The sequence below is a fragment of the Pectobacterium peruviense genome (assembly GCF_003312355.2).
Lineage (GTDB): Bacteria > Pseudomonadota > Gammaproteobacteria > Enterobacterales > Enterobacteriaceae > Pectobacterium > Pectobacterium peruviense.
Genome location: NZ_CP161826.1, coordinates 2992607 through 3015192, shown reverse-complemented (window position 1 = coordinate 3015192; position 22586 = coordinate 2992607). Strand labels below are relative to the sequence as shown.

General features: G+C 47.8%; 25 protein-coding genes and 3 pseudogenes. 11 read left to right on the top strand and 17 right to left on the bottom strand.

Features of this window, described 5'->3' with window-relative positions:
* Positions 1 to 160: 160 nt before the first annotated feature.
* Positions 161 to 1501 carry a DUF1173 family protein gene (locus tag DUT67_RS13700; RefSeq protein WP_113631711.1) on the bottom strand — a complete coding sequence of 447 codons (1341 nt, stop codon included), beginning with the start codon at positions 1499 to 1501 and terminating at the stop codon, positions 161 to 163.
* Between the two features lie 197 nt (positions 1502 to 1698).
* On the opposite strand from DUT67_RS13700, the pseudogene DUT67_RS13695 reads away from it, so the two are divergent.
* Positions 1699 to 1827: pseudogene (locus DUT67_RS13695) on the top strand (IS3 family transposase); the annotation flags it as partial.
* Here DUT67_RS13695 and DUT67_RS13690 read toward each other — a convergent pair.
* From DUT67_RS13690 to DUT67_RS13625, 14 genes and pseudogenes are all read right to left on the bottom strand, one after another.
* Positions 1826 to 2164, bottom strand: a pseudogene (locus DUT67_RS13690) (restriction endonuclease); the annotation flags it as partial. The pseudogenes DUT67_RS13695 and DUT67_RS13690 sit on opposite strands and share 2 nt — an antisense overlap.
* Before the next feature lie 88 nt (positions 2165 to 2252).
* Positions 2253 to 2798, bottom strand: a complete 546-nt coding sequence (locus tag DUT67_RS13685; protein WP_113631710.1) for a LuxR C-terminal-related transcriptional regulator — start codon at positions 2796 to 2798, stop codon at positions 2253 to 2255.
* Between the two features lie 49 nt (positions 2799 to 2847).
* Entirely contained in the window at positions 2848 to 4302 is a 1455-nt protein-coding gene (locus DUT67_RS13680; protein ID WP_113631709.1) for a flagellin, read from the bottom strand.
* Between the two features lie 440 nt (positions 4303 to 4742).
* A complete protein-coding gene (locus tag DUT67_RS13675; RefSeq protein ID WP_010279407.1) occupies positions 4743 to 5042 on the bottom strand; it encodes a PAAR domain-containing protein in 300 nt (99 codons plus the stop codon).
* An 8-nt stretch (positions 5043 to 5050) separates the two neighbouring features.
* The gene (locus DUT67_RS13670) at positions 5051 to 5815 is read right to left on the bottom strand and encodes a hypothetical protein (protein WP_039311781.1); all 765 of its coding nucleotides are present in this window, start codon (positions 5813 to 5815) and stop codon (positions 5051 to 5053) included.
* A 46-nt stretch (positions 5816 to 5861) separates the two neighbouring features.
* The gene (locus DUT67_RS13665) at positions 5862 to 6386 is read right to left on the bottom strand and encodes an SMI1/KNR4 family protein (protein WP_010279414.1); all 525 of its coding nucleotides are present in this window, start codon (positions 6384 to 6386) and stop codon (positions 5862 to 5864) included.
* The gene (locus tag DUT67_RS13660) at positions 6387 to 7352 is read right to left on the bottom strand and encodes an HNH endonuclease (protein ID WP_010279417.1); all 966 of its coding nucleotides are present in this window, start codon (positions 7350 to 7352) and stop codon (positions 6387 to 6389) included.
* Between the two features lie 9 nt (positions 7353 to 7361).
* Positions 7362 to 7772 (bottom strand): hypothetical protein, encoded by a 411-nt coding sequence (locus DUT67_RS13655; protein WP_039298205.1) that lies wholly within the window; start codon positions 7770 to 7772, stop codon positions 7362 to 7364.
* Positions 7759 to 8370, bottom strand: a complete 612-nt coding sequence (locus tag DUT67_RS13650; protein WP_113631708.1) for a DUF4123 domain-containing protein — start codon at positions 8368 to 8370, stop codon at positions 7759 to 7761. The genes DUT67_RS13655 and DUT67_RS13650 overlap by 14 nt, the downstream gene beginning before the upstream one ends.
* 750 nt (positions 8371 to 9120) lie before the next feature.
* Positions 9121 to 10689 (bottom strand): annotated as a pseudogene (locus DUT67_RS13645) (type VI secretion system tip protein VgrG); the annotation flags it as partial.
* A gap of 120 nt (positions 10690 to 10809) precedes the next feature.
* Positions 10810 to 11328, bottom strand: a complete 519-nt coding sequence (locus DUT67_RS13640; RefSeq protein WP_113631706.1) for an Hcp family type VI secretion system effector — start codon at positions 11326 to 11328, stop codon at positions 10810 to 10812.
* 320 nt (positions 11329 to 11648) lie between these two features.
* Complete coding sequence (locus DUT67_RS13635; RefSeq protein ID WP_113631705.1) at positions 11649 to 12230, bottom strand: hypothetical protein; 582 nt, start codon at positions 12228 to 12230, stop codon at positions 11649 to 11651.
* A 110-nt stretch (positions 12231 to 12340) separates the two neighbouring features.
* Entirely contained in the window at positions 12341 to 12553 is a 213-nt protein-coding gene (locus DUT67_RS13630; RefSeq protein ID WP_005974456.1) for an AlpA family transcriptional regulator, read from the bottom strand.
* An 87-nt stretch (positions 12554 to 12640) separates the two neighbouring features.
* Complete coding sequence (locus DUT67_RS13625) at positions 12641 to 13243, bottom strand: inovirus-type Gp2 protein (RefSeq protein WP_113631704.1); 603 nt, start codon at positions 13241 to 13243, stop codon at positions 12641 to 12643.
* Positions 13244 to 13791: 548 nt separating this feature from the next.
* On the opposite strand from DUT67_RS13625, the gene DUT67_RS13620 reads away from it, so the two are divergent.
* From DUT67_RS13620 to DUT67_RS13575, 10 genes are all read left to right on the top strand, one after another.
* The gene (locus tag DUT67_RS13620) at positions 13792 to 14718 is read left to right on the top strand and encodes a hypothetical protein (RefSeq protein WP_113631703.1); all 927 of its coding nucleotides are present in this window, start codon (positions 13792 to 13794) and stop codon (positions 14716 to 14718) included.
* Between the two features lie 95 nt (positions 14719 to 14813).
* The gene (locus DUT67_RS13615; RefSeq protein WP_113631702.1) at positions 14814 to 15701 is read left to right on the top strand and encodes a GTPase family protein; all 888 of its coding nucleotides are present in this window, start codon (positions 14814 to 14816) and stop codon (positions 15699 to 15701) included.
* 183 nt (positions 15702 to 15884) lie between these two features.
* Positions 15885 to 16043 carry a hypothetical protein gene (locus tag DUT67_RS13610; protein ID WP_155242703.1) on the top strand — a complete coding sequence of 53 codons (159 nt, stop codon included), beginning with the start codon at positions 15885 to 15887 and terminating at the stop codon, positions 16041 to 16043.
* 146 nt (positions 16044 to 16189) lie between these two features.
* Positions 16190 to 17023 (top strand): hypothetical protein, encoded by an 834-nt coding sequence (locus DUT67_RS13605; protein ID WP_113631701.1) that lies wholly within the window; start codon positions 16190 to 16192, stop codon positions 17021 to 17023.
* A 57-nt stretch (positions 17024 to 17080) separates the two neighbouring features.
* Positions 17081 to 17431 carry a hypothetical protein gene (locus tag DUT67_RS13600; protein ID WP_113631700.1) on the top strand — a complete coding sequence of 117 codons (351 nt, stop codon included), beginning with the start codon at positions 17081 to 17083 and terminating at the stop codon, positions 17429 to 17431.
* 122 nt (positions 17432 to 17553) lie between these two features.
* On the top strand, positions 17554 to 18027 hold the full coding sequence (gene radC / locus DUT67_RS13595) for a DNA repair protein RadC (protein ID WP_113631699.1): 474 nt from the start codon (positions 17554 to 17556) through the stop codon (positions 18025 to 18027).
* A 39-nt stretch (positions 18028 to 18066) separates the two neighbouring features.
* The gene (locus tag DUT67_RS13590; RefSeq protein ID WP_113631698.1) at positions 18067 to 18402 is read left to right on the top strand and encodes a type IV toxin-antitoxin system YeeU family antitoxin; all 336 of its coding nucleotides are present in this window, start codon (positions 18067 to 18069) and stop codon (positions 18400 to 18402) included.
* Between the two features lie 68 nt (positions 18403 to 18470).
* On the top strand, positions 18471 to 18791 hold the full coding sequence (locus tag DUT67_RS13585) for a TA system toxin CbtA family protein (RefSeq protein WP_113631697.1): 321 nt from the start codon (positions 18471 to 18473) through the stop codon (positions 18789 to 18791).
* Between the two features lie 117 nt (positions 18792 to 18908).
* Entirely contained in the window at positions 18909 to 19742 is an 834-nt protein-coding gene (locus DUT67_RS13580) for a DUF4942 domain-containing protein (protein WP_113631814.1), read from the top strand.
* A gap of 111 nt (positions 19743 to 19853) precedes the next feature.
* On the top strand, positions 19854 to 20051 hold the full coding sequence (locus DUT67_RS13575; protein ID WP_113631696.1) for an AbrB/MazE/SpoVT family DNA-binding domain-containing protein: 198 nt from the start codon (positions 19854 to 19856) through the stop codon (positions 20049 to 20051).
* A gap of 471 nt (positions 20052 to 20522) precedes the next feature.
* Here the strand turns inward: DUT67_RS13575 and DUT67_RS13570 are convergent.
* A protein-coding gene (locus DUT67_RS13570; RefSeq protein ID WP_113625663.1) for an IS5 family transposase occupies positions 20523 to 21367 on the bottom strand; the annotation gives its coding sequence in 2 pieces (ribosomal slippage) (positions 20523 to 21028 and positions 21028 to 21367; 846 coding nt in all).
* Between the two features lie 189 nt (positions 21368 to 21556).
* Entirely contained in the window at positions 21557 to 22585 is a 1029-nt protein-coding gene (gene blaCAR, locus DUT67_RS13565; protein WP_113631695.1) for a CAR family subclass B3 metallo-beta-lactamase, read from the bottom strand.
* Position 22586: the final 1 nt, after the last annotated feature.

Here is a 22586-nt window from a genome sequence, read left to right as displayed (position 1 = left end):
AATTTGCCTCAGTTTCTACTTTCAATTCAAACGAAGCAAGCTGTAGGCTACGATATTGGCACAACATGGAAGAATACCGGCAGGTCCGGGAGGGACTATCTGTCCGGCCCCTCGACGAGCCTTCGTTCCCGGCGACGGTCTATGCCTGCCTGATTGAAGGCTATGGCTTGACCACTACGAATTTGGATTCGTAGTATGTGTTGCGTTGTGGGAATGACGGTATTTGTGCGCATCCCGGATCTTTTACGGCATCCCATGACCACCAGGAATCACCAAACTCCTGCTGATACCACGCTTCTTTCACTGTTCTGTGCTGTAAATAATCCTCAGTGTCACGCCCCCATACTTCGAGCGGGACGAAATCTGCACCATTGACATCCGTTAGTATGAAATCGGGATGGTACTGATCTTCCGCTGAATCATAGATCAATGGCTTGGTAAACTGGCGCCGTTCCTTAGCCAGCTTTTCTTCAATAAGCCCTTCGTAAGATGAATCGAGTGGGATCCATCGTTCACTCACCATCATTAAAACTACCTGGCGAATACGTGCGGAAAAATATACCCGGTTAGACTTCACAGATTTTCTTTCTTCTGGCACGTCGGTGACGGCAATTGCGATAATTTTACCACCACGTTGCCACCATGCTACGTCACGTGGAAATCTGGTTAAGGTATTTTCCCAACGCGAACTATCAATGGTTAGATATGGCATCCCGGCAGGAGGACTGCTCTTTGTGGTTCCAACCAAAGGCAGATTATTACTAGTAATCAGAGCTGAAGACCATTCATTCAGTTCTGATATGACAACCAGACGACGACTATTCGCACAGGCGTAACTTACAGCCTTCTTATTGCCGTACCCGTTTTCTTGTAGCAATAGAACATCGCCCAGAACTGTATAGCCTTGTTTAATGCTGCTGGATTCCTTTTGCAAACGGTTCATGACTGTTGTAAGGCTTCTCTTGTCTTCAAGCCATGGGGCCCATTCATTTAATCCCGTATTTTCCCAAAGCAAATGAAGAAGACCCAACATTTTCATCTTTCCGAGGCGATTGACCTGCCGCCTTTCCCGTGGGGGATGCACCGCTGCCGGAGTCGCACGCTCAGGATCAGTCACTGATACACGTAACGAAAAATCCAATCCTATTCGTAAGGTCCCATCTTCCTCTTCTCTGACAGCCGATGATGAATATGTTTTTGCACCACCATCTGTATTTACACGAGAGTGATATGCGCAGGACGGCTTGTGTCTGGGACCCGTGTTTGGGTTACGACAGAGAGTAAATGGACCGGAACCTTTATTACTTCGGATATATAGCTTAAGTTCTTGAGCTTGGTCACAGCAGCAAGTCGCAATGTAATTGTGATTATCCCAGGCCAGTTTTAACGAATTCTGAAAAAAGGAATCTGCAGTAGATTTTTGTTGTTCTGGCGAAAAGTAATAAGGCGTTTCTTTTTCAAGAAGATGTACGCAGACTTTGGACTGTTGTTTCCTTTCCATTGACCTATCCTATTGTGATTCTTTCTCAATCAATGTTTTATCGTATTAGCCATTATTATTCAAATTTCCCATGTTTAAATCATGGGTTATAGATCTGCAAGCCGTAGGTCTGTAACTCCTATGGTAAGAGAGCTATGCACTAATGGCATAGACTCAATCCACACATTGCGTGCTTACTTTTCCACCATTACACTCACGCTATCACGGACTACACTGTTAGATATTTCAGTTCACTCAGGCCGCATGAATATAATGGTAGATTACCGTCGAACGAGTCGGAAAATCGGTTCTTGAAAAATGCTAAAGCGGTGGACAGTATTTGTTGACCAAATCATGCTGAATCAACTCACGATTTGGCGGCTCTTTACTCCCTTTCTGCGGTGAACAATGCTCGTCGTTCTGCAACTGCCAAAAACCATCTCCCTTCAGCCGCCAGAATGGCATTTCAGGGTAATGAGCGCGCCGTTGTGGCCCAAAGCTGTTCAAAAGTGCCAAGAGCTGCGGACGGATTTCGTCGCCATAGTGAAACAGGCGCGGGTGTCCTTGCTGATAAGCCGATAGGACATAAAGCAGCAGCAACGGCTTATGAGGCGCACGCTGATCTCCTCTACGCCATATAGACATATTGGAAATTGCTGTTTGAAGTTCCTGAGCAGATGGCATACGCAACACGGGCTGGAAAGGGATATATTGCGATAATGCTCGCAAAATCAGTGGGATTCAAGCGTCCTGTTGCTCTTAGAATGTTACCTCACGCCACCTTATCGACGTAGATAACCCTGTGATGTTCGGCGTCAGCGATACTTTGCATATGTGAAATTCTGGCGATGAGTAAAAAGGTGAGCAGATCCTTTATGCCATATTTTCTGTAGATATTGTTTTTCATGTTGTTGGCGGTTTTATGGGTTATCGCCATTTTCTTTGCGATGGTTTGTATTGCTATTCCGTCCAGCCAATAGCCGAAGAATATTTTCTCATTCGGTGATAACGATATCGTCTTGCCTTTTATTTCTCTGAACGATGACAAGGCAGAGATCACTTTTTTAATCGTACTCATCGGTGCGTGTTTTGATAACAGCAATACCTTTTTAGCTATCATCACTGGTGTATGTTTGCGGTTGTTCAGAATAATGATGAATGTTCGGTGGTTGGCGGTAATGATGTGAGTCAATAGCACCATATCGATACCGTGTTCAATATCAACGACAGTGATGGGTACATTACCTCCATCCTTATTTCCCAGACAGGTAAACGCCGCCGTGGTGAAAGGGCAGCGGCTGAATATTTCAATACTCATGGCGATAGTGATTCAGTAGAAAAATAACAAAGTGATATCTGACGATGCATCATCCCTGTAACAGCTTTAATATGTTTCCCGACTGCTGATTGGCTTGTGACAAGACGGCCATCGATGCCTGCTGTAGGATCTGGGCTTTTGTCATCGCGGAAACCTCAACGGCATAATCGGCATCCAATATGCGGGAGCGGGCAGCAGCGGTGGCAACCTTCTCTTGTGACAGTACGGTAGTGACGGATTCAAATCGGTTCATCTGGCTGCCGTATTCACTGCGGTAACTGTCCAGCGTTTTCAGTGCGTTATCGAATATGGCTAATGCCGCACTGGCCTGCTCTGGTGTACTTAGCGTGACAGCGGAAAGCCCCAGCGATTGGCTGTCCGCTGGCGTTGGGTTGAGGGTGACCGTTTGCAATGCATCACCAAAACTTGCTCCGACAACAAACGTCGTTTCTTTGCTGATCGGCACTGAGGGCGGTAGCGGCGTGGCTGGCTCTGTCGGTGTGGGAAGTTCATCCCAGCTTGCGCTGCTGTAAAACGCACCGCTGCCAGCTACGATAATAATCAGGTCTTCCGTTACCTCATCAATATGAATCTTTTCCAGTTGGTTTGCTGCGCCCACATTCCCATCGTTAAATCCCCCGGTGTTGGCATCTTCAAAACGGTCGCCATCACCGCTGTAGGTGATGGTCATGCCTTGATAAGTGGTCTGTGCCCCTGCGTTGATATTGTATTCCCCGGCTTGGAGCAGCGAATCTGCCGAGTAGGTGGCATTGGGTAAAAAGCCGTTATCTTGCGTAATCACGGCGGTATTCATGGTGCTTTCATCCGTTACGCCGTTTGCTGACCAGACAATATCGGCGTCTGCGCCTTCTGCGGGCGTACCTGCCAGATGCCTGCCATCTCGCGCAAAGAGCTGGATATCGTCATCGGCGCTTAATGAGTCGATGGTAATGGTAATATTTTTTGCGCCAGCAGGAATGTAAGCCAGTGAAACCACACCAGAAGTGAAGGGATACTGGGTATTGGCATCGGGAAATTTCTCTGCCAGCGGCAACGTGTTGCCCAATTTGGCTGGCTGAGGGCCAGGTTCAGTGGGGGCCAGCGGGTAACGACCAAAGATTTGAGTCGATGAGGCGATACGGTCGATTTCTTCCCTAATCTGCTGATATTCACCGTTCAGGCTGGTCTGGTCGGTATCGGACAGCGTACCGTTTGCCGCCTGCGCTGCGAGCTGCCTGCCGCGTTGTATCAGGTTATTGATGGCATCCAGCCCGCTCTCAGCCGTTTGCATCAGACTAAGACCGTCTTTCATTCCGTTAGTTATGACGCTGTTGGCATTCAGATTGGCGGTCATCCGGTTGGCAATAGCCTGACCGGCGGCATCATCCTTCGTGCCGTTGATGCGCAGACCCGATGAAAGCCGCTCAATCGCCTGGCTCAATCGGGTAGCCGATTTATCCTGTTGATTCAGTATCGTTAAATGCAGAGAGGTAATCGGCGTCATTGCGCACCTGTCCTGATTTGGCAAAAACAACGGGATGATTTTTATCTGCTGATTATTGATTTACCGGATAACAGGCAATAGTCAGTCCTTCCCGAAAATGGGAATAAAAAACAGATAAAACATTACGTTATGGTTATTCTCGGCAATAGCTTATCGACGGTGGCGATCAAAAGATAATCGTTTTGATAGATCGATGCGATCGTATCGATCGGCGTTACCGATCAAAAGCGCTTTAAGTAGGCATTCACGTAATGGCATGAAAATTAAGCAGGTCGGTGGTCTGTCCTGTAAGCAATGCAGGAGAAGAAGATATATTCTCAACGGAGATTTTGATGGGGAATGTGTGGCTGATCATTCGGGTCGATAACAGAAATGGCCTGTGCCACATAGGTTATGGGAAGAGAAACGGCACAGGACTATTCACTCACAGACTTAAGAAATTAATCTGATGTCACTGTAGGCCATCCTTGCACGATTTTACCACCGTGGGCGCAACTATCTCCCATTCTTACGACTGGCTTACCTTCTATAGTGAATATAGATGAGCCCGCGACCAATCCATCTGGTATCCCGACTCCTGTACACAATGTTTTACCACCTACCACAGCAACAGGGATCCCGTTGATAGTAACAATCGACTGTCCGGCATCAATAATCGGTCCGCCCACGTGTGGCACTGGGCCGGGCTCGACTTTCGGGCAAACGTGCATGTGTCCAAGTATTGCCACTGGCTTTCCCATACTCCCTCCTATAATAAATAGGGTCTTCTTTGTTTTTCCGCTTGCGCATCTGCATCACTTAGATTGATGCGAATACGGCCATTAAAATCACCACCATTTACCCAGGAAAAAAGGCAGGCATCCGTCCGCTGAATAAACGGGTTGAGCTCAATCAGCGTGGTAGCAAACTCGCTGTCCTGATAAGTTATCGCCACATCTGCGACCACGGAATCAACGTGTAATACAGGTAAGAGCTTTTGTAAAAAAGCGATGAGTTGAAGGCGTATTTCGTTTTCCTTTTCTTTGATAAACGGAAAGTATTCCAGACAGTGATATTGAGAAACGCCAATCACTTTGCCCTCTTTGATAAAGCACCTGAATTCTCCCCAGCGGAGAATTTCACGCCACTCTCTCAGATACAGCCAAACGGGTGTTGACGATTGCAGGCAATCCCAAAGATAGGAGGCGACACGACGATTTGAGACCGCGAGTTGTTCAATCACGCCATCAACCGTCTCTAACCGAGGACGCGCATAATCGTGGTAGCTAACACCTCCGAATCGCAAAAAGGCCGGTTTATTCAACACCGACAAGGCATATTCGATATCTTCACGTAATTGTGCAGAATATAGTGGTTTTTCCAGTAGCCCTCTAGCATTCATAAAATCATGAGTATTGGCTCCGATGGCAATAACGTCTCGCTCATGAAGTTCAAACCCCTCACTCAAAAACGATAAATCCAACAACTCTTTCGGCCAGTTCTCAATAAATGTCGCCTTATGTTCAGAATACATATTCGACCAACCTTAACATCCTGTATTGATGAGCCATGAGTATAAATTACAACTCATCTTCCGATGTTGGCATACTTAAGAACTCTTTTAATGAACGAGCAATAAGCCCTAACCCTTCACCTACAACCAGATTATCGACATAATATCGCCAATTAAAAATGTGTTGATAGGTTGGTGAACTATTCCTAATGTCATAAACAATACTGGAGTCTGATGCTCCATCATAACTAGAACCAATAACTATTAATCCATTGGGCAATAATGAACGGGATTCGTAAATAGACTCCTGAGATAGCCTTGTATATTCTACAATGGAATTACTACTGTAAATAATATCTATTCCGATAATTCTGCTTCCATCGTTGTATTTTGCCAAAACACTGTCAATATCATCTACCGGACCAATAGGCTTGTCATTTGTTAAAAACATCAGCTCTTGCATTTCGTTAGAAAGCACTACCCCCAACTCGTTTTGAATAAACGCTATAGATGCATTTACTCTATTCACATCTGGAGTAAAATCGGGTTCATCCATATCCCAGTTATCAAGATCAGATTTTTCAATAGTCATTTAATAATCCTCGCTACGCCACATCGAATCTCCACCTTTATGAGGAGTTCCCGAGTTAACAGTCCCAGTTTCGGCATCCTTAAAGGAATGATGCACTCTTTTATCAACATAACTCATTGTTACACCATCAGGTTCATGATGCCAGACACCATATTCCGAATCTGCTTTAGTAAGGGTTACATCTTCTTTTTCCTTTAATGCGTTTTTAGCTTTGGTAAAATCCGATTTTTTCCCCTGCATATCAACTTCTACTTGGTAAGGTTTACCGTCCTTACCCATCACTTTTCCGTCCTTTAGTGGAGGAAAATCTGAGAAGTCTGGATGCCCGTCTTTAAACGTGATCCCATCTTTTCCATGCCGCTGTACGGCAGCATACAGACTTGGATTTTTCTCTGGGTCTGGCATATATTTCCCAGTCCCTGGAGGACTAGGGTTGCCATCTTTGTCTACCCACTTCCCTTTATCGGAAGAAGGTAATCGACCAGGGTCCATGGATTTATCATTTTCAAATTTTTCACGAGCCAGTTTTTTGCATTTCTCATCTTTACAATTACTCAATTCTTTATCTAGTTTTTCTTTTTTTCTCTTTGCTATCAACTCCTTCCAGTACTTCTCTGCATTTTTTCTTGTTGTTGTAAATATTTTTTTTGTTAATGCTGTTTTCGCTGCGGAGACAGCCTCTGCAAGCTTCTCTACCTTGGCTGCTATTTTGCCGCCTTTAATACCGTCACCAATAACTGGGATAAACCCCAGAGCATCTAGTGCGGCACCACTCCAGTCCAATTTGTATAACGAACGTCCCAATGCAGCAGCATCGGCTACCGTTCCAGCTGGCGGGGGGATTGCGCCAGCAACGGCGAGACCACCATCAACTAGCAATTCACCATACTGTGATTCAAGCTCAGCCAGTTTCTTGCGATCGGCTTCCAGTGCTGGGCTGTCGCTTTGCTTTCTGATATTCGCCATGATTGTCCCTTAATCCAGACGGATAAATGTTTTCAGACTCGGAAACCAGTAATTAGGGTGGCTGTTCATGAGGGCATCAACACCTTGGTCTTCGCTGACCTCGGTAAACAGCGCTTCCAGACGTTCATCTTCCTTCCGCGTCGTATCCGCCAGGATTTGCTTAAAGCCGTCAAACTCGAAGAAATTCGACCCGACGCCCCACATGAAATACAAAAACTTCGCCTGATTGGTCGGTTTATGAATATCAAGTTTTTTCGCTATCTCCCGACCATTCCGCGTCATGGTGTACAGCGTTTCTGGCGTATGCCCCTCTTTGTGCTCCGGCAGCGTTTCCTCCATCACCTCATCAACAAACCAGCGGGAGAAATCCTCGTCACTCATCAGGTGTGATTCCATTTGCAGGTCATTAAACTGCCACATGCGTCATGCTCTCCTCAGGTGATGGCGTAACCGGTACTATTAGTTGCGCCGTCTGTAATCCGCCGACATCATGGGTGTAACGCATGAGCTGTTCCGGTTCATTGAGCGTTTCGGCATAGACGGCATACAGCGGGGCGAAGAAGTCTGTCTGCTGCGCGGGCGTCAGTTGCGGAATAAACTGATTAAAGGTTTTAGGCTGATAAAAGCGGAAAAAGTAGGTTTTGCCGTTATTGATGACTTTGGTGAACTTTTTGAAATGCCTGACCAGCGGTATCAGTGGCAGCGTGCTACGTACCATGATGCCCCATTGCTGCATATAGCCTTCGGCCAGCCACCAGTCAAGCACATCACTGTGGGCGTCAATCTGAACCAGATACGGCGCAACGTGACCCAGGCTATCCAGTACCGATACATCAAACAGCGAACGGTAAGGTGGCGCGAACCCCTCCAGACAGATGGCGATGTCTGGGCTGGCTGCTGCATTGAGCAACAGATAGGTATAGAGCGCGTGTTCTTGTTCATCCACCCTTGTGGTCGCCGGGGTAAATACCACCTGTTTCAGGCCGTCACTCACCGCGTCATAGGGATTTTCCAGCATCCTGACTCCTTATTTTTTCTTGTACGGACACTCTTCCGTGAACGGCTTGTCACTGCTTAGAGCTGCCGCCTGCTCTGCGGCTCCCCCAGACATGTCGATAGACGGCGCTTTCAGCTTGATGCTTTTCGCCTGAATAGTGATACCGCTGTCATCAATAGTAATGGTGCCGCCCGGCCCGCCAATCACCATTTTCTCTTTGGCGTACAGCGTATGTTTTTTGGTACGGGAGAAGATGGAGTTTTTGCTCTCGATATCGTACTTATCGCCGACCAGCAGTTTAAGCACCTGTCCGACCGACAGCGTCTGGGTGTGACCTACCAGCGTGTTTTTATATAGGCCAACCTGTTCGGTACTGGCAATCCCGGTGGTATCCGAGCGAAACTTTTCGACGACGGTGTTAAAAATACCGGAGCCGGGCATCAGGCTGGAAAGCAGTCCGGCCAGTGAGGTGCCTTTTGAGGCCAAATCCAGCCCGGCTTTGCTTTTGAATCCGCCGGCGTCGGTAAACGATTTTCCCGCCGTCAATGATAACGTTTCTGCCGCTGTGCCCACCTTATTGATATCATCGGCGAACTGCTCCACACCGGGCTCACCCACTTTGGTCGATTCCTTTTTCATGAATTTGCCGCTGTTGGCCATCAGGCTGAACAACCCACCCAGCAACCCGAGCCCCTGACCGCCTATTGTCAGGTTCATATTGCCGCCTACCCGGTGCTGGTGGTGTTGACCGATTTCGGTACTGCGATTATCGCCGATACTTTCCACCTTGCTGGCATCGACCCGCGTCGTCATGTCGTGCAATATCTTGACCGACATGTCTTTCTGGGCGTGAAGATGGATGTTCTCCCGCCCTGACTCGTCTTCAAAAGACAGTTCGTTATAACCGTCTCCCTGATGCGTGTCGGAGCGGAGCACCATCTTGGTCTTATGCTCCGGCAACGTATACGGCGACGGATTGGTGGCGTGAAACGTTCTGCCCGTGACAATCGGCTGGTCCGGGTCGCCTTCAAGGAAGCTGACAATGACCTCATGGCCGATGCGCGGGATGGCTATCAGGCCATATTGGCCGCCCGCCCAGCCCTGGCTGACCCGTACCCAGCAGGAGCTCTGGTCGTCACTGGAGCCGTAGCGGTCCCACGGGAATTGCAATTTGATGCGGCCATATTCGTCACAGTAGATTTCCTCACCAGCGGGGCCCACCACGGTGGCAATCTGCGGACCATCCACCATCGGCTTGTACGGCAGGTCGGCACGCCAGGTGCTTTTGGCGCTGATGACCTCGAAGCTGTTGCTGTAGGTGGTCGGTTCACCGCCACTTTCTTCTTCCAGCGCTTGTGGCTGTTGCCCGCTGTGGGTAATGGCCACCAACTGCCAGCCGGTATTGAGCGCGGGGTTGGGGTGTTCGGTTAAGGTAAAACTGTTGCCGGGCATCAGCATGGCGGCATTGGATTCACCCGAGCCGGTCATCGCATTCGCGCGTAACGCATCCAGCCGGTAGCCGGTAAAAGACTTGCCGCTCGGATCTTGCTTGAACCGGCCGGGGTAGTCGAAGTGCTGGTAGCTTTCGCGCTGGTGCGCTAATTCGCCGCTCATCTTGCTGTGCAGCAGGCCGTAGGCGGGGGTTTTGAAGCTGTAATCCTTGAGGGCGACTTCGGCGGTACTGACGGCTTCGGCGTAGCGGAAACGGCGGACATACTCGCCTTCGCTCAGTCCCTGCGTGGCGAGGTTGAAGAATAGCTCAGGGCCTTTGCTGAGCGCCCCGGTATCATCCGCAAAGACGACGCGGTGCTTGCCGTCTTCAAACTCATGGAAGAAGTACAGCCCTTCTTCCGCTGCCAGACGGGTGACAAACGCCAAATCACTCTCACGATACTGTACGCAGTATTCGCGCGGGGCGTGGTCGTGACGCAGCGCAAAGGCATAATCGGTAATGCCAGACTCTTCCAGCAACGTACCGATAATGGCCTCCGGTTTTTGTGCCTGGAAGAGGCGGGCATTGGTACGCAGTCCCAGCCGCCACAGCGCCGGGCGAACCTCTGCCTGATAGCGTGTGCGGCGAAAGCCGGTGTCGCCCTGGGCGAATGCGCTGATAATCCCACTGACGCGCCGTTTCAGTTCGCCTTCGTACCACACCAGCAGTTCGCACGGCTGGTCGAGTACGGCGCCAAAATCGACATCCGACAAGGCACTCGCCAAATTCAGCGACAGGGCAAACGGCTGGTTAAGGGCCTCGCTGAGCTGAAAATCCACCACGGCAAACGTCGAGGCGGGCAATGCACCGACCTTTACCGTGAATTGTAATCCTGTACTGTTTGCCACGTTTATTCCCTCGTTTCCCGTGATGAACACCGTGTTGTCTGCACTCAGGTCTGGGAGAATCAGACCTCAGGACAGTGCACGCAGAAAACCCGGCACAGGGCCGGGTTAGAGACAGACGGATTACGCTTCGACCGGTGCACGCCAGTCATCAGAGCCGGAAGTCCCGGCAACCGTGTGCTCCCAATCAATTTTGCGGTAGGCCAGCGACACTTCGATTAGCTGGGTGTAATCCAGTTTTGATGGGTCCTGACAGTGTGGCATTTTGCAGTCGATGTCGACGATGGTGGCATCGGTCAGCACGGTAGAGAAGAAGTGCTCCTGTTTCCCTTCCACTGAGGTGCGATACCATTTCAGAGTCACGGTCGGCAGCATTTCTCCGGATGCCAGAGAGTTGTACATCAGTGGTACGGCTTTGTTCAGCGCGACGGTGAACTTGAACGGCTTGTGTACGCGCTGGCCGGATGGCTGACCGGATTGCGGGTCGGTGGGTACGGTAACCACGTGTTTGAATTCCTGTACCAACATCTCGTCTTCGTGGCCCTGCACGTAGATATTGCCGACAGAGTCAGAGGTGAAGGCCCCAGCGGTGATGTTGCCCTGCGTTTTCCCTTCGATGCTGATATAGCATGGAGTTGGCATAGTCTTGCTCCTTGTTGTTGAACGAGTTGAATAACGTCACGTTCTGTATAGCAATCTCCGTGCCAATTTTTATCTCATTGTTTTTACTAAATAATCACTTAAGTTAAATTTTTCCTAAGTCAAATTTGAGCAAGAAGTTGCGCAGACCTCGCGAAAAAACGGCATCCATTGCGCAAAAAGTGATTTCCACCAGAAAGTGAGCAAGAAGTTGCACAGAATGCGCAGTTATGCTGAAAGTTTGAGTTAAGTGTGTGAGACGGTAGTCTATTCGGAAGGTATTGACGATGAATGGGGAGGATATCCTCATAAATTTATCAATATCAAGCAGGGTAATAATCCCTCCAGTAACCAAAGCAGGCGAAGAAAACGTATTCGTCAATCATTGCCCGACGTGCTGGCTGAGTGCGCAGAAGGGTCTTAATCCACCCCTGAATCTGTCTGTCGGTTTTATCAGCCAGTGATGTCCATTCACGATAAGACAGGCCGTTAAGCAGCTCTGACCAGCACAGTAATGTTAACGTTTCCTGAATGCCGGGTTCATTTTCCCGATCAAATAACCGCTGAAGGCTGTCACCCAATTCATCCAGATGCAGCCGGTCACATTCACTGATCAGAATACCGCCCAGCATCGGATACCGTTGAAGGTAGCGGCTGGTTTCCACTGGCAGAATGGCTCTGCTGGCAACCTCAATACGCGATACTCTTGATTTCTGCATTAGTTTCGCGGGGACAATCAGATGCGCCTTATGCTGGTCTGGCAGGGAAACTGCCGTCAGGCTCAACCGGTGAAAAGTATGAATTTTTCGCGTACTGATACCCTGATGGATGGCGTGCGCAGCACTGTCGTCAAGATGGCTTTGGTACTTATCCAGCAACGTGGATAGCGTCGTATTACGTGTCATTTAGAAAAGTCTCCAACATGCTGAATAACAGACAGCCGATGTTCTCCATGGAATCGGATGGCGATCTTCTATTCGCGTTTTAGTAAAACAAGAGGGGAATGAAGACGTGACTACTGGCGAGATTGATCGATACGTTGCTGTAACCAGGTTTCGACTTCACTTTGCAGCCAGCGAGAACTACGACCTAGCTTAATCGGCTTCGGAAATTCACCCAGTTGAATCAGCTTGTAAAACCATTTGTCGGTTAGTCCGGTCAACTGGGTGATGAAGGTCATATCGACGAACTGGTCGTTAAGAAGGCGGTAATCGGTAGTGGCGCTCATCGTTTTTTCTCCTCAAGTGAATGGAGAAGGAGCCGGAAAATGGAAATTGGCGAACTCCTTCAAATGATTCACCAGCGGAATAATTTTTTACAAATGAGAGCGACTTTTGTTTCTGTTGCGTCCTCCACTTTTACATTGGGAAGGAATATCGCTGCACTGAAAAATAATTCTGTCTGTCTTCTGAGCCTTTTTACTGAGATAACTCAGAATATATAGCATATCGTCTCGACCAGTATTGTTGTCCCAAGAGGTAACTCGCTCACCCCGTACGTCATAATATTCCCGGGGGTTACACCAATGCGTATAACCCGCATCATCGGTAATATCATCCCAGAGTTCAGCTACAGAAAGAAACGTATTCCATGTCTTACGGTGTTTCTGGCCGTTAAGATAAAATGCTGCATGGATATGAAAGCCATGAACTTCGGTATACTCCAGTACCCACACGTACCCTACAAGTCCTCTTATACTCACGCTTTGTTGGAGTAACTTAACCATATCTCCTACAATGGTATTTTTATCTGAGTGTTTAAATTCGTAACTCGTTTTAATATATGCAAAGTCTATGCGCAACATCAGTAGCTTTGAGTAGCGCAGGAACAACATCTCCTGATGTGCTCTAAGTTTTTGGTTCAGATGCATGTCATGCTGATAGTTTGGATTGATGCTTTTACACTGACGTTTTTTCATGATTTCTATTTCGGTGAATTTATCTCATGATAATGATTCAGTGCGTTAATTTTTAATTATGCATGGAGTATGCCAGACGTTTTTTATAGCCACATGTCCGGGTTTGAATGTTTTTTAATAATGCGTCTATTCACTAAGTGAATGATGCTAGTATTTATCTAGCAGTGATGACTGGATTTATTAAATAATACTTTATTCCTTAATGAACCACATCAGCGACGAATCACCCTCATGTCATGAGGCCGGTTCATATCCACGCTTGCATAAATCAATCAAAAAGTACTAAATTAGCACATGAAATAAGTTTATTGTAAATCCATAAGCATTTGATTTTATGGATTTTACTTGCAATAAAATTGTATGATATCTGTTATGAATCATACATAAATAACCTAAAAAACACTACTGTATGTATCAGTAATTCGCAAGAAAACATGCCTTTTCCATGCTTTTAGATGACCTGATTTTAGTATCATGAATCACAGTTTTTTGATGATGTTTGTAGTAGTTTCATTAAACAATGAAGACACCAGCGGTAAGGATGGAAGATGGTTAGGTATATTGAAGTTAAGTCCATTAGGGAGGGGGTTTATCTTCTCTGGAGGATGGGGCATTCAGAAGAGGCAAGACGATTTTCATTCGGCATACAGAAAAATGTGCAACTGATTAATGATAAGATAAACAGTATTATTGATGCCGATGTGCAGGAGAGTTACGGAGCTACGCGCATTACAAAACATGTGCTCCGGTATAGCGCAATTTACCGTGAGCATAGCGTCGATGAATCACAACTGGTATGGATTAAGCAAGATCAGTATGGTTGTATGTATTTTTGGTTACGGTTAATAAAAGAATATGTGACTTTCTACTCTGAAGACGCGGAGGATGCATACCCTCAATATTGTTTTCGTCGAAGAAGACATCTCTGGCTTATTGGTGAGCATTTACCTTCGGCGATACCTGATACGCCTGAGCAATGTTATCTGGCTATATTGTCCATTCTCGATATATTGCTGACCCGGACAAACAGAAATGACTCAATTACATCTGAAATAAAAGATGATTACTTAAAGAACAAAAAAAGGTTCAGAAAGGATTTTTCATGGATGGTTGATGCAGGAAAAGAAAATATTGAATGGATAATGGAACAATTTTTTTCGGAACGTCGCATATTTAGGGATTTCAGAGATATCAACATTATTCCTGAGATGCAGGCTTTTGCCATTCCTGCAATATATTATCTCTGGAATGAAGAACCAGCAGAAAAACAACTTTTCCTGAATACGTTGCGAAAACGCTATGCAAATATGAAGCATCGTAAGAAAGTTGCCACCAAAGCACCGGTCAATATTCGTATTTCTGAAAGTTCTAAAAAAACGCTGGTAAAACTTGAGAAGCGTTTTAACCGTAATAGGGCTGATGTGATCGAATTTCTGATAGAAAAAGCATGGGCAGAACTGAATCAGAAAAACTAAAAAAAATCTCAGTTATATATCACCTCATTGAGTTGCCCCTATTTCAATTCATCAGGCCATCCATCCCGGATGGCCTTTTTCATTCTGAGGCTGATATGAAAAAATCGTCAGGTTATTCCCTGATCCGCCGCCATCTGCGGCGCTATCCCCGTTCGTTACGTCACGCTCTTATGCAGGAGCTGACCCAACTGGTCACCTATGAACCGGTGATTGGCATTATGGGCAAAACCGGCGTCGGAAAATCGAGCTTATGCAATGCGCTGTTTCGCAGCGAAGTCTGTGCAGTGAATGCTGTCGCAGCCTGTACCCGTGAGCCACAACGTATTCGTCTGCGTTTTGGGCGTCATTATCTTACGCTGGTTGATTTACCGGGTGTCGGTGAGAGCCAGCAGCGGGATGAGGAATATCGCGCACTGTATCAATCCCTGTTGCCGGAGCTGGATATGGTGCTGTGGGTATTGAAGGCGGATGACCGCGCCTATTCTGCCGAGGAGCAGTTTTATCGGGATGTGTTCGGCTCTGTGAACGGTAAGCACACGCCGATACTCTGGCTGCTCAATCAGGTCGACAAGATTGAACCGAGCGAGGAATGGCACTGGGCCTCTGCACAGCCATCATCCAGGCAACGGGAACATATGGCACAAAAGCGGGCGGCTATCGGGCAACAACTCGGTATCGTGGCAGAGAACATTTTACCGCTTTCCGTTAAAGGCCGTTATCAACTGGGAAAGATGGTGGAGGCGATGATAACCCTTCTCCCAAAGCAGGCTCGCAGTCCGGTCATTCCTCATTTACGTGCTGAGCACCAAACCGAAAGCGCGATACAGCAGGCCAAGGCTGGGTTTTCCGACACGGTAGTCAGTGCGGTGGATTGGGTTATTGACCATGCGCCGTTGCCTCAGGTAGCAAAACAGGTGCTGCATGGCGTCACCCATTCCGTTGCCAGAGTGGCAAATGCCGTGTGGTCTTTCTTCTTCGACTAACATTTTTGCTGCTTCCCATCAGCTTTCTTTATCGTCACCGATCGATTTTGTCGATCGAACCGATCGAATTGATTTGTTATACCGCCATTTCTCCCCGCTATAAAATCGACATTCCATTCTGAGGATTTTTTACTTTTACGAATCAATAACATGTTCATGTAACGCGTATGCGTCTGGAGGGCAATGATGCCGTTGTTACTGCTTTGGGTGGGGCTGGCAATCGTGTTGGGATGCGTGGCATCCAGCAGCGGTCGCTCGTTCTGGGGCTGGTTCATTTTGGGGATGGTCATCGACCCGTTACTGGCCGGATTGCTGTATTACCTGATTTGCAGAGAAAAATAATATGCGAACGCTGTTGAAGCTGTTTGGCCGCTTTATGCGCTGGTATATCACGCTGGTGATTTTTATGGCCTGCCTGCTTTTTATCATCAATACCGTTGGCGGATGGGCCGGTTTTTAACCGAGAGCCCTTCCGAAGGAAAACCACAATGAAAACACAACCTGCACTGCCATGCAGCGGAATGCTGCTGGCCTCCCTGATGGTTCTTCCCATTCTGTCTGTACAGGCAAAGCCTGCTGACAATGAACCGCAAATTATCACCGACAGCGAAGGGCATATGGTTTGCCATCTCTGTGGACCCGACAGGAAAGACAGTTTCTTTATTTCTGACTATCCACAGGGCTATAAAAATAAAACGGATCAGTACAGCAAGTTATGGGACATGACGCGCTATACCATCCTGCTGAATGATGCCATTCCTGCTTACACCGCTAACCGGACACCCGATTTTTATTACATCGATAAATATGCCGCGTTGCCCACCGTTCACTTTATTGAGTTTGACGATGACCGCTCTGATTTATCGGCTGTAGCGAAGGTATCGGTGACGGAAAACAAAAACAACATGCTGCTCACTGTCACCTGGAAGAATGGAGAGAAAAACCGTTTCCAGATGAATAACCAGGTTCTGGCGTATCAGGCACAAGTACTGAGAAACACGCAGGACCAGCTTTTCTGCCGGAATTGCGGTGACAGCGGTAAAGATGTGCTGGTTCAGGGCGCGGATACCGCCAGCCTTTATACCCGTCTGACCGATACGCCGTATTACGCCTTTCTGACGCAAAGTGCCGGGATGGCCTGCCCGGCAGGGAGCTGGTATGCCGTCGATAAAACGAATCCCGCGCCTGAAATCAAGGCGATTGACCTCAAGGATTGCAGTGAAATCGTGAAGGTTGACAGTACCCATGATGCCAACAACACCACGCTTAACCTCACTCACTACAACGGCAAAAAGGACACGCTGACATTCAGCCATCGTTGAGTGTCACCGCCTCTGGTCATCGGAAGGCTTCGAGCCTGTCGAGTAAAGGAAAATATCATGAAAAAAGCATTTGTCGCGCTCTGTCTGGGATTGTGTTCGCTAAGCGTTTTTGCAGAAAAAGCGCCTGTCAGAGTGCAAACCCGTATTGCCTCAGGAAATTGGTATGCCGGTCCCTATTATCCAAGGATATCCGTGACAGCGTTGACAGATTCTGTCGTTGTCAAAGACATTGTGGTTAATCGGGGAAATTGCCAGCACCTTTCCGAAGCATCCTGGAAGCCCGTTCGACTCCGCTTCGGCAGCACTTTTGAAACGACGTTTAAGTCAAAAAACTGGGGAGCCGCCTGTAATGTCCTTGAAATTATTGTCGAGACCGATCAGGGCATATGGGAATTCCAGATGGAATAACGACTGACCTTATTCACGGTTCCGATGCCTCGTGCGCCTGTGCGAGGCATTGTATTTATTGTGCTCTTGTCATCCATTTCACCCTTCTTTTTCATCATCCATCGTTTAGATAAGGAATCACCATGTCATGCAATTCATTGGCAGGCAGTATTGCGTCCAGAGAGCAACGCATCATCCAGATGGCGTTGTGCCTGTTGGAAAAACGCGTGCGTAAAAATGCGCGACAGTTCAAAACCTCTGAGGACACCAAAAGCTGGTTAATGCTGGAACTCAGCAGTCTGGAGCGTGAAGTCTTTATGGTGCTGTACCTGGATAACCAACACCGTCTGATAGAAAAGGAAGTTATCGCGCTGGGTGGTATCAACAGTACCGAAGTGCATCCGCGTGAAATCCTCAAAGCCTCACTGCGCCATAATGCCGCCGCCGTGATACTGGCACACAATCATCCTTCCGGCTGTGCCGAGCCCAGTCAGGCTGACCGCCATATCACCGACAAGCTGAAGGAATCACTGTCACAACTCGACGTCAGAGTCCTCGATCATCTGGTTGTCGGCGGTGCTGAGGTAGTGTCATTCGCTGAACGTGGCTGGTTGTGATGATCACATTTATTACCGCTCTTTTATAAGGAAACAATCATGCCATCACCGGATACCCCTGAATGGGGACTAAAACGTGCCGTCACGCCGCGATTCGGAGCCAGACTGGTGCAGGAAGGTAACCGTCTGCACTATCTGGCAGACCGTGCCAGCATTGTCGGTACGTTTAGCAAAACAGAAGCCCAAAGTCTGGAACGTTGCTTCCCTGAGCTAATTAAGCTGTTGGAACAGAAGCTACACATGGGGGAACTGAATCACCGTCAGCAGGGTTGCATCACGTTGTATTGCAACGAATGGACCTGTGAAGCCGATACGTTGGGCAGTTTTGGCTACGTGTATATTGTTACCTATCCCTCTTCGGCAGCAGCAGAATAACCTGCAACTTCTCTCCCATTCTGAGCATTTTCCTGATTTTATCGACCTAACCTGTAGAGAGTATTCCCATGCAAACATCACCTGCAATCCCGTCACGGGAGGATCAATCCTGCGCGTCACCTATAGCCGTCTGGCAACAACTCCTGACCTACCTGCTGGAAAAGCACTACGGCCTGACGCTGAACGACACACCGTTCTGTGAGGAAAACGTAATTCAGGCGCATATCGATGCTGGCGTCACGCTGGTCAATGCCGTCAATTTTCTGGTGGAGAAATACGAACTGGTGCGCATCGATCGCAACGGCTTTAACTGGCAGGAGCAATCGCCGTTTCTTACCGCCGTTGATATTCTCCGTGCCAGGCGCGCTACCGGCTTGCTCAAGGCATAAAGATTGCGAGCGGCTTTCCAGTCACATCGCACCAAACCTGTTTATCCTTCTCCCCGATGCATAATGCGCCAGCCCTTACCGGCTGGCGCATTTGCTTTTATCTATGGACCACAAATGATGCAAATTGAACCCGAGGTTTTGACCGAACACACCGAGCTGATTTGCTCGACCAATATCGAACGTATCGTTACCGGACGTGATACCGCGCTGCAACAGATAGAACAGCTCCTCAACCAGCTACAGGCTATTTCAACACTAACAGCGACTATTGGTGGCGGCACCGCTGAAGACTGGGCGTTAAAGCAAGGGCATCGCTACGACTGCTGGCTGACAGAAACACCTGGCAAAGCGATGCCTGCCATTACCCGCACACTGGATCGTAATATCTGGCGCGACCTGATGCTGAAATCCGGCATGCTGTCGCTGATGGATGCCGAAGCGCGTAGCCAGTGGCATAAAAATCTGGATGAGGGTGAGCTACCGGCTATCAGCGAAGCCAATATACTCAGCACGTTTGAGCAACTTCACCAGAGTAAACAGGAGGTATTCGAGCGCGGGGTGATCAATGTATTCAAAGGGCTGTCCTGGGATTACAAAACCAATCACCCTTGCTACTTTGGCAAGAAAATCATCATCAGCAATCTGGTGACATATAACCGCTGGGGCTTTGGACTGAACTGGGGCTGGCGACGCGATCAACTGGCCGATCTAGAGCGTATGCTGTATCTGCTGGATGGTAAACCGATCCCCGACAACCGTGTCGATGTCACCATCCGGCTAATGGACCATATCCGCGATAATCCTCACGAGCAGGAATACGAGGATGAGTTCTTTAGCGTGCGTTACTTTCAGAAAGGTACTGGGCATCTCACCTTTAAACGTTCTGACTTGATCGATCAGATGAACGATATTATTGCCAAATATTTTCCAGGGATGTTGGCGGCAAGGTGATTATCGACAGGCTAGGGGGCAGGATGGAGGTTATCCATCGCGCCGCATCTGGTAATGTAAAAGGGGATGCGGCATGTTGTGGGTCACGTATCGTTTGGCGGGAGAAGGGCGATGATGAGAAAAGGGAATAGCTGTACCTCAAAAACAGACTCATTAACCGATGATGTGAAAGACGCAGATACGGCTGCGATCAATCACTCTCGTATTATTACGTCATCGGGGGAGGGCTGGGATAGTTGGTTTGCTGCTGAAAATGCCACTTCAGATTTTATGGAGGACAGGGAGCAACCTAAAACATCTCAGACCTGATGATAACGGTGACCCGATTGCCAAAAATGCACTTGCTATCTTGATAACGGTTTTGCTATCTACATTAAACCGCGATAGCATCTAACCGCTGAATGAAGTTGTACCGATGTTATTCATACATCAGATTTTGCATCGCAACATTTTTACCATCACTGTTGAATTGTGTGGCGAGTAGTGGCTGGCGTAAAGGGATAAAGACTGAGTATACAAATGAGGATATATCGACTATGTTCACTCATGATGTGTCTTTATTTTCAATAAGATGGGGTTGTTTTTCAAGTCCCGCCCCGGCACCATTGATTTAAGCTAATAAAAACAATTAGTTATATAATATTATACGCCACCGCAAGGTGGTTTTTTTGTGCCTAAAAGTCCCTTTCCTAATATTCTTCCTAATATAGTTTTTGTGTCAGTGCTAGATATGCACTATTTTGACTTTTATTCTGACCATCAGCCACTAGGCTGTGTCCCTTAACTTAACAACCGCTTTAAAAATAACCTGATCGCCCCCAGCTTTAGCATACTCAGGTAGTTTCTGGCTGTTTTTTCCGAGCGTGTAGCGATACGACGATTTTCTTTGAGTATCGCAAAGCAACGCTCCACGACATTGCGTTTTTTGTACAGGCATCTGTCGAGGGGCCGACGTCTGTCCTGACTAGCTTTCTCATTCGATTTAAATGGAATCACCACTTTTATTCCCTTTATTTTCAAATGAATGCGGAGGCTGTTACTTGAGTAACCCTTATCCGCCAGTACCGCTTTCGGACGCGATTTCAGATACCCACTTCTTCGGATAATCCCGACCCGATTAAGCAACGTTTCCGCATACCGGCTTTCGTGGGCTTGCCCGCCGCTCAGACAAAAACTCAGCGGTAACCCTGTGCCATCTGTCGCCAGATGGATTTTGGTGCCAAAGCCGCCGCGAGAGCGACCCAGCCCATGGTCCTCGCGTTCATCGGGATGTTTTTTTTCGCACAGGCCGCCGCTTTCAGGGCGCGAACGTTACTGCCATCCAGCGCGATAACATCCCAGTCAATCAGCGCTTTTTCATCCAAGATCTGGAGTAATTTATTGAAAATACAGTTCATTACTCCGGCTTTAGACCACCGGTTAAAGCGGTTGTAAATAGTTTTCCATTGACCATAACGCTCAGGTAAATCCCGCCACGGCGCACCAGAGCAAAGAACCCAAAATATACCATTCATGACATGTCTGTGAGCAAAGTAAGGACGCCCGCCTCTGGAAGAACCTCTTTCAGGTGGCAGCATGGGATAAATCAGCGCCCATGCTTCATCGGGGAAATCGTAACGAGCCAAATTAAAGAATTTTTTGTGGTGAAATCATGTCATTGATTGTACAAAAAATAGTTACGGGACACAGCCTAGAACGAACAACATTTTACAGTTGTATCTGTCTGTCACTGCCGATGGTCAAATGTCCTGATATTGTCTGTTTCTCTGCGAATAACCCTAAATCTAAAAGATCTTTCGCCATCATAAGAACGTCTATTTTTGAATTCGTGCCTGCTCGACGGCCAGTCGTTCTACTGCTCCCGCGCGGAGTGTAGCCAGCTGTTTGAGTAGCCCTTCTGCATCCACCATGGGGTGCGGTTGGTTGGGTTGACGTACTTTCAGCTGATTTTGTATTTCAATTTGGCCGTTACTAAAAGGATGGGCGGTGAGATGGACTGTAATCGGGTGCTTAGCATCTTCCACCATCGCCTTGATACGATCAATGCTTCGGATGTAGGCCTCAACCTGTTGCGGACCGTCGATAGCATTTAACCCTAATCCACCAATAGTCATCGCGCGATAGGTGTTATTCCCCTCTTTGACATCAAGTACATAAGATGTGGTTCCCCAAGTGTGTCCAGGGGTAATGTAGGCGTAAAATGTGGTATCACCCACCGCCAAGGCACTGCCGTCTTTGACCAAAATGTCAGTGGTTGCTGGGTCAGGCATTGTCCATGCGTTAGGTTTCCCCTGTGTTTTGTTCGCATCCGCCTGCGCTTCCTTCCATCCTTTCTCAGACATGACAAAACGTGCGTTGGTGAACGACTTGAGTTTAGATACGCCGCCTACATGATCAAAATGTCCGTGTGTTAGCAGTACCATTTTGATATCTGCTGGCTCGACGCCGATTTTTTTAATGTTATCGATAAGTTGATCTGTAAATTCCCCATACAGCGTATCTATGAGCACTGGGCCTTCGCTGGTTTTGATGAGCCAGGCCGAGACCCAACAAATGCCGACATAATAAACATTATCAAAGGCCTGGTAAGGTTCGACAGTCTGAGCCTTTGCATCATTCAGCCAACTCCCAAGTTCGGCAGGCATTTTCCCGCTGTTTCCAAATTGGTTGAAAAGTTGGTTGATCGTTGAGGATGGGCCGCACCCTGTCAGTGAGGTGGTAGCGGGACTGTTTGTTTTTGTACCTTTTGTTTCTGTGCCTTGTGAGGGAAATGTGTGAGCCGTAGCAGCCATGCTGATTAAAAGTAAGAAAGCGGCCAAGGGCGTAAGACGTTGGTTTTTCATT